This window comes from Streptomyces sp. NBC_01003 (genome assembly GCF_045162695.1).
Taxonomy (GTDB): Bacteria; Actinomycetota; Actinomycetes; order Streptomycetales; family Streptomycetaceae; genus Streptomyces.
This window is the reverse complement of record NZ_CP108707.1, coordinates 5,946,402-5,963,438: the sequence shown is the minus strand read 5'-3', so window position 1 is coordinate 5,963,438 and position 17,037 is coordinate 5,946,402. Positions and strand designations below refer to the sequence as shown.

The following is a 17,037-nucleotide window of genomic DNA, read 5'->3' as shown; positions in this document are numbered from 1 at the left end:
CTAGTCCGGTTCGGGTGTCACCGTATCGGGTGAACGCCCGCGTTACCGGGGCGCACCGAAGCGCGCGGAAGCAGCCACACCTCCCGGTCGCACCTCCCGCTCACGCCTTCCCGCTCACACCTTCCCGATGCCGAGTGTTGTTTCCGACGGCAGCAGTCCGGAGCCGAGGACGTCCACCCACAGGGGACCGAGGAGGTCGGAGAGTCTGGCGGTGTCCGCCGCCCCGAGCGTGCGCCACGGTGCGGCGGCCAGCTCGTCCGTACGCTCCTCCACCTCCGCCCGCAGGGCCTTTCCGTCCTCCGTGGCGGAGCCCGTCCCGTCCAACAGGCCCCGTGCGGCGAGCCGTTCCCGCGCGGCGTCCCACTGGTCCTGGCTCCAGCCCCGGCTGGTGAACGTCTGCGTGGAAGCGGCGCCCACCGCCGCGAACGACACGAGTGCCTCGACCGGGTCGAGGCCGGCCGCGAGCAGTGCGGCGAGATGACCGTCGCCCCGGTGCTCGCGCAGGACCGTCGCCGCCTGCCAGAACACGAGGTGCGGCGCCTGGGGCCAGGGCAGTTCGGCGTTGGCGGCGGCCAGGGGGCGGCCCTCGGCGTTCACCGCCTCGGCGGCCCGGCGGGCGAGCTCGGCGGCCTCGGCGAACTCGGGGCCGCCGAGCCGCTCACCGAAGAGCGTGCGGTACGCGCGGTCGACGGAGCGCAGCCGTCCCGCGAGGACCGCGTCCGGTGCCGCGGTCCCCCACGCCGCCGGTACGTGCTCGGCGACCATGTCCGGGTTGAAGCTGTAGAACGCCGAGGCCACCCGCGTGGGCCCGGCGGTGCCCAGCGGGGCGGCACGCCAGGCGAAGTAGCTCGGCCACCGCTCATCGGTCCGGAACCCGAGCCCGGCCGCCTCCTCGAAGGCCTCGGGCGCGTAGTACAGCACCGCGTGGAGCGGTTCGATGAGGTGCCACATCTGGCGCACCCTGCCGGGCCCGACCTCAGCGCTCTCGGACATGACCGACCGTCCCCTCGTCGCACTCACCCCGCCCCGGACAGGCCCCGGGCCCGTCCCGCGAGACTCTACGAACCGAGGATCGACGTCAAGAACTCCCCGACCCAGCCCAGGAGTTCGCGTCCGACGAGCGGCTTGCCGCCCACCTTCGCGGTCTTCGGGCGCGGGACGAGCACCTGGTGCGCGGCCGCCTTGATGACCGTGCCCGGGTAGAGGCGCTTGAGGCGCAGCTCCTGCGACTCCCTCAGCTCCACGGGGGCGAAGCGGATGTTGTTGCCCTGGAGGACGATCTCGGCGACGCCGCACGCCCGCGCGAACATGCGCAGGCCGGCGACGAGCAGCAGGTTCTCGACCGGCTCGGGCAGCTTGCCGTAACGGTCGGTGAGCTCCTCGCGGACCGCCTTGACGTCCGCTTCCGTGTTCACGGAGGCGATGGCGCGGTAGGCCTGCAGCCTGAGCCGCTCACCCGGCGCGTAGTCGTGCGGGACGTGCGCGTCGACCGGGAGCTCGATCTTGACGTCCAGGGGCGGCTCCTCCTCTACGCCGCCCTCGACGGCGGCCCGGTAGTCGGCCACCGCCTCGCCGACCATGCGGATGTAGAGGTCGAAGCCGACGCCCGCGATGTGGCCCGACTGCTCGCCGCCGAGCAGGTTGCCCGCTCCGCGGATCTCCAGGTCCTTCATCGCCACGTACATGCCCGCGCCCATCTCCGTGTGCTGGGCGATGGTGGCGAGACGCTCGTGCGCGGTCTCGGTGAGCGGCTTCTCCGGCGGGTACAGGAAGTACGCGTAACCGCGCTCGCGGCCTCGGCCGACGCGGCCGCGCAGCTGGTGGAGCTGGCTGAGGCCGAAGTTGTCGCCGCGCTCGACGATGAGGGTGTTCGCGTTCGAGATGTCGATGCCCGACTCGACGATCGTCGTCGAGACGAGGACGTCGAACTTCTTCTCCCAGAAGTCCACGACCACCTGTTCCAGAGCCTGTTCGGACATCTGGCCGTGGGCCGTCGCGATGCGCGCCTCGGGGATGATGTCGCGCAGGCGGGCCGCCGCGCGGTCGATGGACTCGACGCGGTTGTGGATGTAGAAGACCTGGCCCTCGCGCAGCAGTTCACGGCGCACGGCGGCGCCGATCTGCTTCTCCTCGTACGGGCCCACGAAGGTGAGCACCGGGTGGCGCTCCTCCGGCGGCGTGGTGATCGTCGACATCTCGCGGATGCCGGTGACGGCCATTTCGAGCGTACGGGGGATGGGGGTCGCGGACATCGTGAGGACGTCGACGTTCGCGCGGAGCTTCTTCAGCTGCTCCTTGTGCTCGACGCCGAAGCGCTGTTCCTCGTCGACGATGACGAGGCCGAGGTCCTTGAACTTCGTCTCGGAGGAGAACAGGCGGTGCGTGCCGATGACGATGTCGACCGCCCCGTCGCGCAGGCCCTCCAGGGTGGCCTTCGACTCGGTCTCCGTCTGGAAGCGCGACAGCGCCCGTACGTTGACGGGGAACTGCGAGTAGCGCTCGGAGAACGTCCCGAAATGCTGCTGGACGAGGAGGGTCGTGGGCACGAGGACCGCGACCTGCTTGCCGTCCTGGACGGCCTTGAAGGCTGCGCGAACAGCGATCTCTGTTTTGCCGTAGCCGACGTCGCCGCAGATCAGGCGGTCCATCGGGACCGTCTTCTCCATGTCCTCCTTGACCTCGGCGATGGTCGTGAGCTGGTCGGGGGTCTCCACGTACGGGAAGGCGTCCTCCAGCTCGCGCTGCCAGGGCGTGTCCGGGCCGAAGGAGTGGCCGGGCGCCGCCATGCGCGCCGAGTACAGCTTGATCAGGTCCGCGGCGATCTCCTTGACCGCCTTCTTCGCGCGGGCCTTCGTCTTCGTCCAGTCCGCGCCGCCCAGGCGGTGGAGCGTCGGGGCCTCGCCGCCGACGTACTTGGTGATCTGCTCCAGCTGGTCGGTGGGGATGTAGAGGCGGTCGCCGGGCTGGCCGCGCTTGGCGGGGGCGTATTCGACGACGAGGTACTCGCGGGTCGCGCCCTGGACCGTGCGCTGGACCATCTCGATGTAGCGGCCCACACCGTGCTGCTCGTGGACGATGTAGTCGCCGGATTCGAGGGTGAGCGGGTCGATCGTCTTGCGGCGGCGGGCCGGCATGCGCTGGCCGTCCTTGCCCGCCGCCTTCTGGCCGGTCAGGTCCGTCTCGGTGAGGACCGCCAGCTTCAGGGCCGGGTCCACGAAGCCGTAGTCGATGGAGCCGCAGGAGACCTGCACGACGGCCGGGGTGAGCTCGGTGAGGTCCTGGTCGAGGCGGGCCGGGACGCCTTCGCCGCCGAGCACCTCGACGGTGCGGGCTGCGGGGCCGTGCGCCTCGGTGACGTAGATGGTGTGCCAGCCGTCGGACAGCCAGCCCTTGGTGTCGGCGAGCGCCCGCGCGGTGTCGCCGCGGTACGACTCGGGGGCGTGCATGCCGAGCTTGAGGGTGTCGGAGCCAAGCTCCTCGTCGGCCGCGAACGGGGAGACGGACCACCACATCATGTCCAGCTCGCGGGCCCGGTCGCGGACGTCGGCGATGGACCGCAGGGACGCCGCGTCCACGTCGATGGGGGCCTCGCCGCCGCCGGCCGTGGCCGCCCACGACGCCTGGAGGAACTCCTGCGACGTGGCCACCAGGTCGGCCGCTCGCGTGCGCACCCTCTCCGGGTCGCACACCACGGCCATGGAGCCCTCGGGCAGCACGTCGAGCAGCAGCTCCATGTCGTCGACGAGGACCGGGGCGAGGGACTCCATGCCCTCGACGGCGATGCCCTCGGCGATCTTGCCGAGGAGTTCGCCCAGCTCGGGGTGTTCCTCGGCGAGGGCGGCGGCCCGCTCGCGCACCTGGTCGGTGAGCAGCAGCTCGCGGCAGGGCGGCGCCCACAGGCCGTGCTCGGCGACTTCGAGGGAGCGCTGGTCGGCGACCTTGAAGTAGCGGATCTCCTCGACGTCGTCGCCCCAGAACTCGACGCGCAGGGGGTGTTCCTCGGTCGGCGGGAAGACGTCGAGGATGCCGCCGCGCACGGCGAACTCGCCGCGCTTCTCGACGAGTTCGACCCGGGCGTAGGCGGCCGCGGCGAGCGACTCGACGATCGCGTTCAGATCGGCGCTCTGGCCGGTCCTCAGCGCCACGGGCTCCAGGTCGCCGAGCCCCTTGACCTGCGGCTGGAGCACGGACCTGACGGGGGCGACGACAACGGAGACCGGGCCGGTCTCGGGGTCGTCGGTGCGGGGGTGCGCGAGGCGGCGCAGGACGGCGAGCCGACGGCCCACGGTGTCGGAGCGCGGCGAGAGCCGCTCGTGCGGGAGCGTCTCCCACGAGGGGTACTCGACGACGCCGTCCGGCGGCAGCAGCGAGCGCAGCGCCGCGGCCAGATCCTCGGCCTCCCGCCCGGTGGCGGTCACGGCCAGCACGGTCCGCCCGGTCCGCCGGGCGAGAGCAGCCACCGCGAAGGGCCGCGCGGCGGGCGGGCCGACGAGGTCGACGTGGGGGCGGTGCCCGTCGGTGGCGGCCTTCACCGCTTCGGCGAGCGCCGGGTCTCGACTTACGGCGTCCAGCAGACCGTGCAGGCTCATGAAGGGCTTCCATCCCGGGGAGTGGGCAACGCGAACCGCCCGACACGTCGAACGGGCCGGGGGTCTTCCAGACTACGACGTGCCGCCGACACCCGCGTGCGGATCATTCGCGGATCGCGTTCATGGTCCCCAGGGCGCACGGCGGCCCCGGAGTGTCCGGGAAGGACACTCCGGGGCCGCCGTCCCCTTTCCCCCACATTCCCCCGTTCGCATCGCCCCGCGCGGCTACTCCGTCGCGATCGCGTTCAGTACGTTCATCCGGCCCGCCCGGAACGCCGGGACCAGGGCGGCGAACAGGCCCACGAAGGCCGAGCCGATGAAGACGCCGATGATCGTCGGCCAGGGGATCTCCAGGACGTTCAGGCCCTCCAGGGCGAGGAGCTTCTGGGCGGTCGCGCCCCAGCCCATGCCCAGGCCGAGGCCGATGAGTGCGCCGAAGAGGGCGATGACCACCGACTCCAGACGGATCATGCGGCGCAGCTGCCGGCGCGAGAGGCCGATGGCCCGCATCAGGCCGATCTCCCGGGTGCGCTCCACCACGGAGAGGGCCAGCGTGTTCACGACGCCCAGGACCGCCACGATGATCGCGAGGGCCAGGAGCCCGTAGATCATGTTGAGGAGCTGGCCGATCTGGTCCTTCAGGGTCTGCTTGTAGTCGGTCTGGTCCTTGACGTGGACCGTCGGGTCGGACGCGACCGACGCCTTCAGCGCCTTGTACGCCTGGTCGGCCTTGCCGGAGTCCGCCTTGGCGAACATCATCCCGTTGAGCGGCAGCTGCCCGGCGGGCACGTACTGCTTCGCGGTCGCGAGGCCGATGTACATCGCGCCCTTGTCGAACGTCGTGTCGTCCGAGGTGATCGCCGCGATCTTCAGGTCGGCGGTGCGGCCGCGCTCGAAGGCGACGTTCATGGTGTCGCCGACCTCGAGGTGGTTCTTCTTGGCGAACTCCGAGCCGACCGACATCGCGTTCTTCCCGTACGCCGCCGACAGCTCACCGGCGGTCGTCTCGCGCCGCAGGTCCTGGGCGTACGTGGGCGTCGCGGCGACGAGCTCCTCGTCCTCCTTCGTGCCGCCCGGCGTGGTCAGCTTCGTCTTGACGTACTTGACCTCCGTGACGTGCGAGACGTACGGGGCCTTCTTCAGAGCCTCGGCGGCCTGCGGCTTCAGCCCGTTCTGTCCCTCGACGATGAAGTCGGCGCCGACGGACTTGTCGAGCTCGCTGGTGGCCGAGGCGACCATCGAGGAGCCGACGACGGACAGACAGGCGACGAGCGCGAGGCCGATCATCAGGGCCGCGCCGGTGGCGCCGGTGCGGCGCGGGTTGCGCAGCGCGTTGCGCTCGGCCATGCGGCCGACGGAGCCGAACATCCGCAGGAGTACGGCGCTGATGACGCGCACCACACCGCCCGCGAGGAGCGGTCCGATGACGACGAACCCGATGAGCGTGGCGACGATGCCGACGCCGAGCCACAGGGAGCCCTCGCTCGCCTTGGCGGCCTGTGTGGCGGTGTAGAGCGCGAAGCCGCCGCCGCCCGTGAGGACGAGACCGATCAGGGCGCGGACCACGCCCGCCTTGACGTCGGCGGGGGTGCCGGCGTCCCTGAGGGCCGCCATCGGCGATACCTTGCCCGCGCGGCGGGCCGGAACGTACGCGGCGAAGACGGTGACGACGATGCCGAGGAGCAGCCCGACGACGGGGGTCGTCCACTTGACGGTCAGGTCTTCGGTGGACAGGTCCATGCCCGCCGCGGACATCATCTTCATCAGGCCGACGGCGAGTCCGACGCCCGCGCCGACGCCGACGATCGACCCGAAGACGCCGAGCAGCAGCGCCTCGACGAGGACCGAGCGGTTGACCTGCTTGCGGCTCGACCCGATGGCCCGCATCAGGCCGATCTCGCGGGTCCGCTGGGCGACCAGCATCGAGAAGGTGTTGATGATCAGGAAGATGCCGACGAGGAAGGCGATCCCGGCGAAGCCGAGCATGGCGTACTTGATGACGTCCATGAAGGAGCCGACGTCCTTGCGGTTGGCGTCCGCGGTCTCCTTCTGCGTCTGGAACTTGTACGGGCCGTCGAGGGACGCCGCGACGTTCTTCTTGAGCACGGTGTCGCTGACGCCGGTGGCGGCGGCGACGTTGATCTGGGTGAACCGGCCGCTCTGGCCGATCAGTTCGCGCTGGGCGGTGGCCGTGTCGAAGTAGACGACGGCCGCGCCCGGGTTGGTCACCTTGAAGGAGGCGATGCCGACGATCTTCGCCCTGAAGTCACCGGTGGCGGCGATGGTGCGCAGCTCGTCGCCCATCTTCAGGTGGTGCTTGTCGGCGGTGTCGGAGTCGACCATGACCTCGGTGGGCCCGCGCGGGGCGTGGCCGGAGGTGATGTCCATGGAACGCAGGTCGTTCCGCGTCCAGTTGCCCGCGATCGTGGGGCCGCCGTTCTCGGAGCCCATGTTCTTGTTGTCCGCGTTCACGACGGTCACGTTCATCGAACTGACCGCGCCCTCGGCCGACTTGACGCCGTCGGCCCGCTTGACCTGTGTGAGGGTGGAGGCCGGCATCGACTCGGGGCGCCCGGTGTCGCTGCCCTCGCTCCTGGCGGCCTTCGGGCTGACCGTCACGTCGGACGACGTCGCCGCGAACAGCTTGTCGAACGTCGTGTTCATCGTGTCGGTGAAGACGAGCGTGCCGCACACGAACGCCACCGACAGCAGGACCGCCACGGCCGACAGGGCCATGCGCCCCTTGTGCGCGAAGAAGTTGCGCAGGGAGGTCTTCATCACGGTGTTCGCACTCATGACGTGCGCCCCCGCGCGTCGAAGTCCTTCATGCGGTCGAGGACGGCGTCCGCGGTGGGGCGGAGCATCTCGTCGACGATGCGGCCGTCCGCGAGGTAGAGCACCCGGTCCGCGTACGAGGCGGCGACCGGGTCGTGGGTGACCATCACGATGGTCTGGCCGAGCTCGTCGACGGACTGCCGCAGGAAGCCGAGCACTTCGGCGCCGGCGCGGGAGTCCAGGTTTCCGGTCGGCTCGTCACCGAAGATGATCTCCGGCCGGGCGGCGAGCGCGCGGGCCACGGCGACGCGCTGCTGCTGGCCGCCGGAGAGCTCGGTGGGCCGGTGCTTGAGGCGCTCGGCCAGGCCCACGGTCCGCACGACGCGGTCCAGCCACTCCTTGTCCGCCCTGCGGCCCGCGATGTCCATGGGGAGCGTGATGTTCTCGAGGGCGTTCAGCGTCGGCAGCAGGTTGAACGCCTGGAAGATGAAGCCGATCCGGTCCCGGCGCAGCTGCGTGAGCTTCTTGTCCTTGAGGCCGGTGATCTCGGTCTCGTCCAGGTAGATCTGCCCGGACGTGACGTTGTCGAGGCCGGCGAGGCAGTGCATCAGCGTGGACTTGCCGGACCCCGAGGGGCCCATGATCGCGGTGAACTGGCCGCGGGCGATGTCCACATCGACGTGGTCGAGCGCGACGACGCGGGTCTCACCCGAGCCGTAGGCCTTGACGACCTGCCGCGCCCGTGCGGCGACGGCCGTCTGCCCTCCAGTGCCCCCGGTCCTGGGAATGGTCACAGCCGTTGTCACGGTAAGTCTCCTATGTCGGTCATGCGGAATGTCAGGTGTGTGCGACGCACTTCAGTCTGGTGGCGAGGGGTGGCCCGGCGCCCTGGTGCGGGTCACCGTCTTTCCCGGGGGAAAACCCCACCCCTTGAAGGTAGGAAGAACCCCCCACTCCCCTCGTCCTCCGGGGGGACGAACCGTCCCCTGTCCGTAGTACGGAGGTCCCCCTAGGGGGAGTCCACCCAACGGTGGAGCGCCTCTAGGGGTTCGCTCCACCTTCCTGCGCAGTCACGCTCCACCCTCCCGCCGCGGCAGGGTCAAGTGAGATGGTGTCGGGGGCGGGATAGATGCAGGGGGAAGGAATCCGGTGGGCAGCGCGACATCGCAGGCGGGCACGCAGGCGGGCACGGGGAAGGACCGGCGCCGGGGCGCGGTCGTCGCCGCGCTGATGCTCTCCATGGCACTGGCGGCACTCGACTCCACCATCGTCTCGACGGCGGTCCCGCAGATCGTCGGCGACCTCGGCGGCTTCTCCGTCTTCTCCTGGCTCTTCTCGGGCTATCTGCTCGCCGTCACGGTCACGCTGCCGGTCTACGGGAAGCTGTCGGACACCTTCGGCCGCAAGCCCGTTCTCATCGGCGGCAGCATCCTCTTCCTCGTCGGCTCGGTCCTGTGCGCGGGCTCCTGGAACATGGGCGCGCTCATCGCCTTCCGCGTCGTCCAGGGCCTGGGCGGCGGCGCCATCCAGGGAACGGTCCAGACCCTCGCCGCCGACCTCTACCCGCTCAAGGAGCGCCCCCGCATCCAGGCCCGGCTGTCGACGGTCTGGGCGACCTCGGCCGTCGCGGGCCCTGCGCTCGGCGGGCTCCTCGCCTCGTACGCGGGCTGGCGCTGGATCTTCCTCATCAACATCCCGATCGGCGCGCTCGCCCTCTGGCTCGTCGCACGCCATCTCCACGAACCCGTACGGGAGAAGGGGCCGCGCGCCCGCATCGACTGGGCCGGAGCGCTCGCCGTGTTCGCGTGCGGCGGGGTGCTCCTGACCGCGCTCGTCCAGGGCGGCGTCGCCTGGCACTGGCTCTCCGCGCCGTCGATCGCCTTGTTCGGTACGGGAGTTGCGCTGGTCGGCGCCGTCGTCGCCATCGAGCGACGCGCAGCCGAGCCGATCATCCCCGGCTGGGTCTGGCGCCGGCCCACCATCGCGGCCGTCAATCTCGCGCTCGGCGCACTCGGCCTCCTGATGGTCGCTCCCACCGTGTTCGTGCCCACCTACGCGCAGGCCGTCCTCGGACTCGCACCCATGGCCGCCGGGTTCGTGCTCTCCGTGATGACGCTGAGCTGGCCCGTCTCCGCAGCCCTCAGCCAGCACGTGTACGGCAGGATCGGCTTCCGCAACACGGCCGTCGTCGGCATGGCGGCCGCGCTCCTCATCCTGCTCGCGTTCCCGCTGCTCCCCTACCCCGGGGCCGCCTGGCAGCCCGCGCTGGTCATGCTGCTCCTCGGCGCGGCACTCGGCCTCTTCCAACTGCCCCTGATCATCGGGGTCCAGTCGACCGTCGGGTGGGCCGAGCGCGGCACGACGACCGCCTCCGTCCTGTTCTGCCGGCAGATAGGCCAGACGATCGGCGCCGCGCTGTTCGGCGCCGTCGCCAACACCGTGCTCGCCGGGCGCCTCGGCGGCGCCGGCTCCCTCGACTCGGTGGCCAAGGCCCTTGAGGACCCCGCCTCGGTGGCCGACCCGGACCGGCTGCGGCGCGCCGTCGCGGCGGCCGTCGACTCGGTCTACGTGGGTGCGGCCTGCGCGGCGGCGCTCGCTCTCGTCGTCCTGCTGTGCCTCGCGCCACGACGCTTCCCGGTGATCGACCAGGACGGCGAGCGAGGCGGCGAGCGGAGGGACGGGACGGCATCAGGGGCCGAAGACAACTCACTTGGCTCACAAGATGCGCATCAGCAGCACTCACCCCTCTCACAACAAACCGACTGAGCAGTTCGCCAGAACCGTCGCAGAAAGCGCCTACCTACGAGTAACGTTCCGGCTCCCTCTCGCTCCCTGCGTCCGCAATCCCCGGCGGACCCAAGCCGCGCAAGGAGAACCGGGATGTCCGACACACCGCACCGCTCATATTCCGACCACCAGAACGAGCCATCGCAGGGCCCCTTCCCCACGGGCCGGAGCCAGTACGGGAACCAGAACCGGAACCAGTACGGCAACCCGAGCCAGAGCCAGTACGGGAACCAGTACCCGGGCGAACACCAGCAGCCGTACCCCCGACAACCACCGCACCCCCCACAGCAGCCCGACCCCGCCCTCACCTACCCCTGGGCGCCCCCTCCCCCACCGCCCGCGCCCACGCACCGGCTCCCCCGCCACCCCGCGCTCGGCCACCACAGTGACCTGCGGCTCCTGCGCAGCGCCTACCGCTGGCAGCGCCGCGTCGCCACGCTCACCGCCCTCGGCTACTTCACCCTCTTCCTCGTCCTGTCGGCGTTCGCGCCCTCCCTCATGACGGGCACGCTCCCCGGCGGCTTCTCCACCGGCCTCTTCCTCGGCCTGTGCCAGCTCCCGGTGACCGCGCTCGCGCTCTGGCTGTACGAGTACACCGCCCGCCGCCGAGTCGACCCGCTCGCCCACCGGCTGCGCAGACAAGCGGAGCTGGACCAGCATCCGGCTCCCGGAACGGCCGGGGGGAACTTCCGATGACGGACTTCAGCAACTCGGCCCAGGGCATGTCCCTGGTCGCCTTCACCGCGGTCGCCACCATCACGCTGCTCCTGTGCGTGATGACGGGCCCCGACCGCGACAACCTCGACGAGTTCTACACCGGCTTCGGCTCCCTCACCCCGATGCGCAACGGCCTCGCCATCGCGGGCGACTACATCTCCGCGGGGACCGTACTCGGCACCGGCGGCATCATCGCGCTCACCGGCTACGACGGGATCGTCCTCGCCCTGAGCACGTCCCTGTCCCTGATGCTCCTGATGTTCCTGCTGGCCGAACCCCTGCGCAACGCGGGCCGGTTCACCATGGGCGACGTGATCGCCCGCCGCCTGCCGGGACGCGCCGTACGCATCACCGCGTGCGCCTCCACCCTCGCGGCGCTGCTCCCGCTGATGCTCGTCCAACTTGCGGGCGCGGGCGATCTGTTGGCGTTCGTCCTCGGTTTCACCAGCGAGGGGTTCAAGACGGGCTGCGTCATCGCGCTCGGCGCCCTGATGATCAGCTACGCGGCGATCGGCGGCATGAAGGGCACCGCTCTCATCCAGATCATGAAGACCGTGATGCTCCTCGGCTCCGGCCTCGCCGTCGCCCTCCTCATCCTGTACCGCTTCGACTGGAACCCGGGCGCGCTCGCCTCACAGGCCGCGCAGGCCAGCGGCGTGGGAGACGCCTTCCTGCACTCGGGCCTCCAGTTCGCCGGCACCGCCAACCCCCGCCTGGACATGATCAGTTCGGAGCTGACCGTCGTCCTCGGCGGCGCGTGCCTGCCCCACGTCACGATGCGCATGTATACGGCGCGCAGCGCGCGTGAGGTGCGCCGCTCGATGTCCTGGGCGGTGTCAGCGGTCGGTCTCTTCGTACTGATCATCGCGGTCGTCGGGTTCGGCGCGACGGCGCTCCTCGGCCGGGCGGCCGTCGCGGCGGCCGACCCGCAGGGCAACACCGCGTATCTGCTCGGGGCGCGGGCCGCGTTCGGCGCGGACGCCTCCACGGCGGAGACACTGGTGTTCACCACGGTCACCACGGCGCTCTTCCTCACGCTGCTCGCCTCGGTCGCCGGAATGATCCTGGCCTGCGCCAACTCCCTTGCGCACGACGTCTTCGCGCACCGCAAGGCGCCGCTCACCGCCCGCAGGGAGATGACGCTGGCCCGGGTCTCGGCGCTGTCCGTCGGTGTGCCCGCGATCCTCCTGGCCACGCTCGTCCAGCACTACAACCTCCAGCCGCTGATCACGCTGTCGTTCTGCCTGGGCGCCTCGGCGCTCGCGCCCGCGCTCGTCTACAGCCTGTTCTGGCGCCGCTACACGAGTACGGGCCTGCTGTGGACGCTGCTCGGCGGCACGGCGTCCTGCCTCGTCCTGATGACGGGCACCAACCTGGTGTCGGGCTCGCCCACCTCGGCGTTCCCGGGCCAGGACTTCAACTGGTTCCCCTTCACCACGACAGGCATCGTCTCGATCCCGCTCGGCTTCCTCTTCGGCTGGCTCGGCACGATGGCCTCCGGCCGCCGCACAGCCGATGACCAGCGCCGCCAGTACGAGGCGGTGGAGGCGTGGATCCTGGCGGGCGTGACACGGCAGGCGCCGCGGGGGGAGGACAGGTAGGGCGCGATACGGGCCGCGCCGCCCGCCTACGGCGCCCCGTGGGCGGAGGCTCGGCCGGTTTACGGCGTCCTGTCGGCGAGGATCCGGCCCGCTCACGGTGTCCCCGTCGCGGCGGGCGGGGGCTTGGCCGTTTTACGGCGTCCCGCTCACGGCGTCCCGTCGCGGCGGGCGTGGCGGCGGAGGCTCGGCCGGTTTACGGCGTCCCGCTCACGACGTCCCTTCGGCAAGGATCCTGCCCGCTCACGGCGTCCCCGTCGCGGCGGGCGTGGCTCGGGAGCGATTGCGCGCACGACGCCTCGTCGGCGTGGCCGCGGCTCGTGACCGCGGAGCGTACGACGCCTCGTCGCCCAGGTTTCGGCCCGTGACCGCAGCGCGTACGACGCCTCGTCGGCGTGGCCGCGGCTCGTGACCTCGGCGCTTACGGCGCCTCTTCGCCCGGGTTCCGGCCCGTGAGGGAGGCCAGGGTGGTGCGGACGTGGTCCATGTGGGCGCGGACCTCGTCCCACTTCTCGCCGTGCTCGCGCAGCACCCGCTCCGTCTCGCGGCCCACGCCCTCCTCGTGCAGGGTCGCCTCCGCGAGGAGCTCCGCGGCGCGGGCCTCGGCGTCCTCCTGGCCGTGCCGGGCCGACTCCTCCGTCTCGGCGAACGCCCGCCGCGCCTCGGCAAGACGCCCCTCGGCCCGCGCCAGGCGCTCCGCGTCCCGCGCGTCCGCCGCGGCCTCCTGCCCGGCGATCTCCCGCTCGGCCTCGTCCCGCCGCTCGGCGTGGCCCTTCTCCTGACCGGCGAGGGTCGCCCGGGTCCGCTCCCGCACCTCGTCCAGCGCCGCGAGCGCTTCCTCGCGCCACGCCTTCGCCTCGTCACGTGCGGCGGCGCGGGCCCCGTCGGCCGTGGCCCGGTCGGCGCTCAGCCGCTCGTCGGCCCACTGCTCGGCCTCGGCCAGTACGACGTCGGCCGCGGCGCGGGCCGCCTCGCGCGTCTCCCGCGCACCGGCCTCGGCGTCCGCCGTGATCCGCCGGACGGAATCGGCGGCAGACGCCCGTACCCCGTCCGCCTCCTCCTCGGCGAGGGCGAGGATCTCGCGGGCGCGGTCACCGAGGGACTCGTACGTCTGGGGGGCGAGCTGGCTCACGGCCAGGCGCAGCCGCTGCGCCTCGGCCTCCAGCTCCTCGACCTGGGCGGCCAGGAGGGCGGCGCGCTCGCGGGCGTCGTCGCGGGCCCCGGACAGCTCGGCGGCCAGCGCGTCCACCGGCCCGGGACGGTAGCCACGGCCCCGTCCCGAGACGAAGCCATGGGGCGACACCGACGTACCGCTGCTCATCCTTGATTCCCCTCTTAGCCGCTTCGGCTCTCCTACCCAGCACTCGATCGAGCCGAAGCGCTCAAAACAAGACACTCCACCCAACCCACTCGACAAGGATGCGCCAAATATGGCCGAAAGTCGGAATCGGGAGCCCGGGGAGCGAGGCAGCTCACACCCTGCCCCGTCCGTGAAGACGCACAGAGAAAGAGGGCCCACAGAGAAAGAGGAGAGGCGCGCGACCGATACGGTCGCGCGCCTCTCCTCGACTTCTCTGCTGCCGACGGGCTACAGCAGGCCGTCCCACATCTGCTCGAGCAGCACCGACCACCAGCCCTCCGGCGACGCGAGCGCCGCCGGGTCGACGGCAGCCAGCTGCGCCTGGAAGTCGACGGTCCAGCGGCCCGCCTGCTCCTGGTTGAGCCCGAACCGCAGCGGCCACATCCGGCCGAGCACCGCGAGACTGCGCGCGAACTCGGGCAGGCCCGTGTTCACGAACTGCGGCGGCACCGGCGCACCGCCGGGACCCGCCTCCACCGGCACGGCCACGATGTTCGCCGTGCCGTACTGGACGCAGATCGCCCGCCCGAAGTCACTGCCCATCACGAGGTACGAACCCGCGTCCGCCGCGGGCTGCACCCCCCGCTCCTGCGCCAGCTCGGCGAGCGTCGGCACCGGACGGCCCGGCTGAGCCTGCGCCCAGAAGAACGGCCCGAAGTCGGCCGGCAGCCCCGCCACGACAAGGGTGTGCGCCACGAGGTCCGGCACGCCCTGACGGGAGACGGCCCGCTGGTCGAACCGGAACACCCCGGGACCGAACGCAGCGGCCAGCTCCTGCCCGACCGCCTCCGGCGGAACCGGCGGCATCGGCTGCGCGGGCGGCAGCGGCGCACGCACCGGCGCGAGCCGCGCCGGACCGTCCGCCACCTGGTGCAACTCGCCCTGGTGCGCGATCAGTTGCTGCATGCCCTGCTGGCGCGACGCGTGGTCCCTGCCGTACGGGGCGATGGACGTGATCCTGGCCTGCGGCCACTGCTCACGGATCATGCGGGCGCAGTACGCGCCCGGCAGCTCGCAGGACTCCAGCTCCGTGTGCAGCTCCAGAACCTGGTCCGGCGGGACGTTCATGCCGCGCAGCTCATGGAAGATCTGCCACTCCGGGTGCGGCGTACCGGGCGCCGAGCGGCGGATCAGCTGCTGCTCGGAACCGTCGGGCGCGCGGTAGCGCAGCACGGCCTGGTAGCCGGGCCCGACGGTCGGCTGACCGGTGGGCTGCGGATACCCGTACGAGGCCGGGGGCGGACCACCCGGAACCTGCTGCCCGGGCACGGGCGGCGGCATCGGCATGCCGCCCGGCGCCTGCGGCGGCGCGGGAGGAGGCATACCGGGACCGACCTGACCGGGACCGGCCAGCATCGTCGCGGCGTGATGAACACCGCCACCGGGAGCCCCGGGCGCACCAGGTGCACCGGGCACGCCGGGCGCCGCCGGCGGGGGCGGCGTGCCGGGACCGGCCGGACCCGGCTGGGCCAGCATGGTCGCGGCATGGTGCACACCACCGGGCGGCGTACCCCCGGGGGCGCCGGGCGGACCGGGAGGCTGCGGCACACCGGGAGTTCCGGGGGCGCCGGGCGGCTTGGGGGCACCCGCACCGGGCACGCCGGGCGGACCGGGCGGCTTGGGAGCCCCCGGAGTGCCGGGCGCGCCGGGCGGCTTGGGCGCGCCGGGGCCACCCATGCTCGGGTCGGCCAGCATCGTCGCGGCGTGGTGCACACCGCCGGGCGGCGTACCACCCGGAGCGGGCGGGGCCTCGGGCCCGTCGGGACCGAGCTGCGAAACGAGCTGCGTCGGAACGTAGCCGCCCGCCGGGGTACCCGGAGCGCCGGGCCCCGAGGGCCGCGCGCCGGGAGTGCCCGGGGCACCCGGCGGCGGCGGAGTTGTCACGCCACCACCGCGCGCACCGCGGGGCGGACCCTGCGCCTTGCTGGTCGCGGCGTCGGCGATGTCGCCGGCCCCGGGCGCGAGCGGCCGCCCGGCCGCGTCCTGCCCGGCCGCCGGCGGCGGAGTCTGCTGCGCACCCGGACCCTGCGGATAGCCGTACGCGTCAGGAGCACCCGGCGGCGGAGTCTGCTGCCGGCCCGGCCCCTGCGGGTAGCCGTAGTTCGGCACGGCGCCGGGCGGCGGTGTCTGCTGCACACCGGGACCCTGCGGGTAGCCGTACGTGGGCGGCGGAGTCTGCCCGCCCTGCGAACTCCCTTGCGCCTGCGGCACGTCGGGCGCAGGCGGAGTGCCCGGCCCCTGCGGGTAGCCGTAGTTCGGCGGGGCGCCGGGCGGCGGAGTCTGCTGCGCGCCGGGACCCTGCGGGTAGCCGTACGCGTCAGGAGCGCCCGGCGTCGCGGTGCCCGGAGCGGCGGGAGCCTGCCCGTCGAACGCCGGGGCCACCGACGTGCGCGGGAGCCGGCTGCCGCCCGACATCAGCGCCGTCTTGGCTTCAGGAGAGGCGGTCGGCGCAGGCACGTCGCCCTCGTCCACCAGCGGCGGCGCGAACACCGTCGCCGGAGGCGCGACCGAGCGGTCCTCCTCCTCGTCCGCGTTCGTGTCCGTACCGGCCCACGGAGTCGCCCCGGAAGGCGCCCCGGGCGAAGCGGGCCACGGCGTCGCGCCACTGCCCGCGTCGGCGGCCACCGGCGCCGGGGCGGCCGGCCCAGGCACGGACGCACCCGAACCCGAACCGGAGACGGCACCCGAACCCGTACCGGAGACGGCACCCGAACCCGTACCGGACACGGCACCGGAACCGGCACCCGAACCCGAACCAGCACCAGCACCAGCACCAGCCCCGGAAGACGCGCCGGACCCGCCGGCCGAAGACGCATCCCCCCGCCGATCCGGAATACCCAGCTTGTCCGCCGCCTCCTGGAGCCACTCCGGAGGGCTCAACAGGAACGACGTCTGATTCAGATCCACCCGCTCCGGCGGCGCGTCCGACGGCTCCGGCGAAGCCTCCGGCAGCCCGTACTCCTCCTCGTACCGCCGGATCACCTCACCCACCGGCAGCCCCGGCCACAGCGAAGCGTCCCCGCTGTCACGCGCGATGACGAGCCGCTGGCGCCCGCCGTCGGACACCGGACCACCCTCGCGGTCCTCCGCCCACACCACGAACCCCAGCTCGAACTCCCGCACCCGCACCTCACGGTGCTGATAGCCGGGCACATCCCCGTTGATCCACTCTTCGGCGCGCTCCTGCGCCTGCGCGAACGTCACCATCGGA

The 17,037-nt window shown here is 72.2% G+C and carries 8 protein-coding genes and 1 pseudogene; 3 read left to right on the top strand and 6 right to left on the bottom strand.

The window, feature by feature from the left end; genetic code table 11:
• Positions 1-114: 114 nt before the first annotated feature.
• The 4 genes from OG698_RS27310 to OG698_RS27295 all read right to left on the bottom strand — a co-directional run bounded on the left by OG698_RS27310 (position 115) and on the right by OG698_RS27295 (position 8,170).
• Positions 115-993: an SCO6745 family protein gene (locus OG698_RS27310; RefSeq protein ID WP_406106049.1), complete on the bottom strand. Its 879-nt coding sequence runs from the start codon at positions 991-993 to the stop codon at positions 115-117.
• A gap of 65 nt (positions 994-1,058) precedes the next feature.
• On the bottom strand, positions 1,059-4,589 hold the full coding sequence (gene mfd / locus OG698_RS27305) for a transcription-repair coupling factor (RefSeq protein ID WP_406106048.1): 3,531 nt from the start codon (positions 4,587-4,589) through the stop codon (positions 1,059-1,061).
• 225 nt (positions 4,590-4,814) lie between these two features.
• Positions 4,815-7,385: an ABC transporter permease gene (locus OG698_RS27300; RefSeq protein ID WP_406106046.1), complete on the bottom strand. Its 2,571-nt coding sequence runs from the start codon at positions 7,383-7,385 to the stop codon at positions 4,815-4,817.
• Positions 7,382-8,170: an ABC transporter ATP-binding protein gene (locus OG698_RS27295; RefSeq protein WP_406106044.1), complete on the bottom strand. Its 789-nt coding sequence runs from the start codon at positions 8,168-8,170 to the stop codon at positions 7,382-7,384. Before OG698_RS27295 ends, OG698_RS27300 begins: the two co-directional genes overlap by 4 nt.
• Positions 8,171-8,513: 343 nt before the next feature.
• Between OG698_RS27295 and OG698_RS27290 the strand changes: the two genes are divergently transcribed.
• The 3 genes and pseudogenes from OG698_RS27290 (at position 8,514) to OG698_RS27280 (ending at position 12,469) form a co-directional block, all read left to right on the top strand.
• On the top strand, positions 8,514-10,130 hold the full coding sequence (locus tag OG698_RS27290; protein WP_406106043.1) for an MFS transporter: 1,617 nt from the start codon (positions 8,514-8,516) through the stop codon (positions 10,128-10,130).
• Between the two features lie 276 nt (positions 10,131-10,406).
• Positions 10,407-10,847: pseudogene (locus OG698_RS27285) on the top strand (DUF485 domain-containing protein); the annotation flags it as partial.
• Positions 10,844-12,469, top strand: coding sequence for a cation acetate symporter (locus tag OG698_RS27280; RefSeq protein ID WP_406106041.1), 1,626 nt, complete (start codon positions 10,844-10,846; stop codon positions 12,467-12,469). The pseudogene OG698_RS27285 and the gene OG698_RS27280, both read left to right, overlap by 4 nt.
• Positions 12,470-12,887: 418 nt before the next feature.
• On the opposite strand, the gene OG698_RS27275 is transcribed toward OG698_RS27280, so the two are convergent.
• Together OG698_RS27275 and OG698_RS27270 are read right to left on the bottom strand one after the other, a co-directional pair.
• A complete protein-coding gene (locus OG698_RS27275) occupies positions 12,888-13,787 on the bottom strand; it encodes a cellulose-binding protein (RefSeq protein ID WP_406106040.1) in 900 nt (299 codons plus the stop codon).
• Between the two features lie 267 nt (positions 13,788-14,054).
• Positions 14,055-17,033 (bottom strand): SUKH-4 family immunity protein, encoded by a 2,979-nt coding sequence (locus OG698_RS27270; RefSeq protein ID WP_406106038.1) that lies wholly within the window; start codon positions 17,031-17,033, stop codon positions 14,055-14,057.
• Positions 17,034-17,037: the final 4 nt, after the last annotated feature.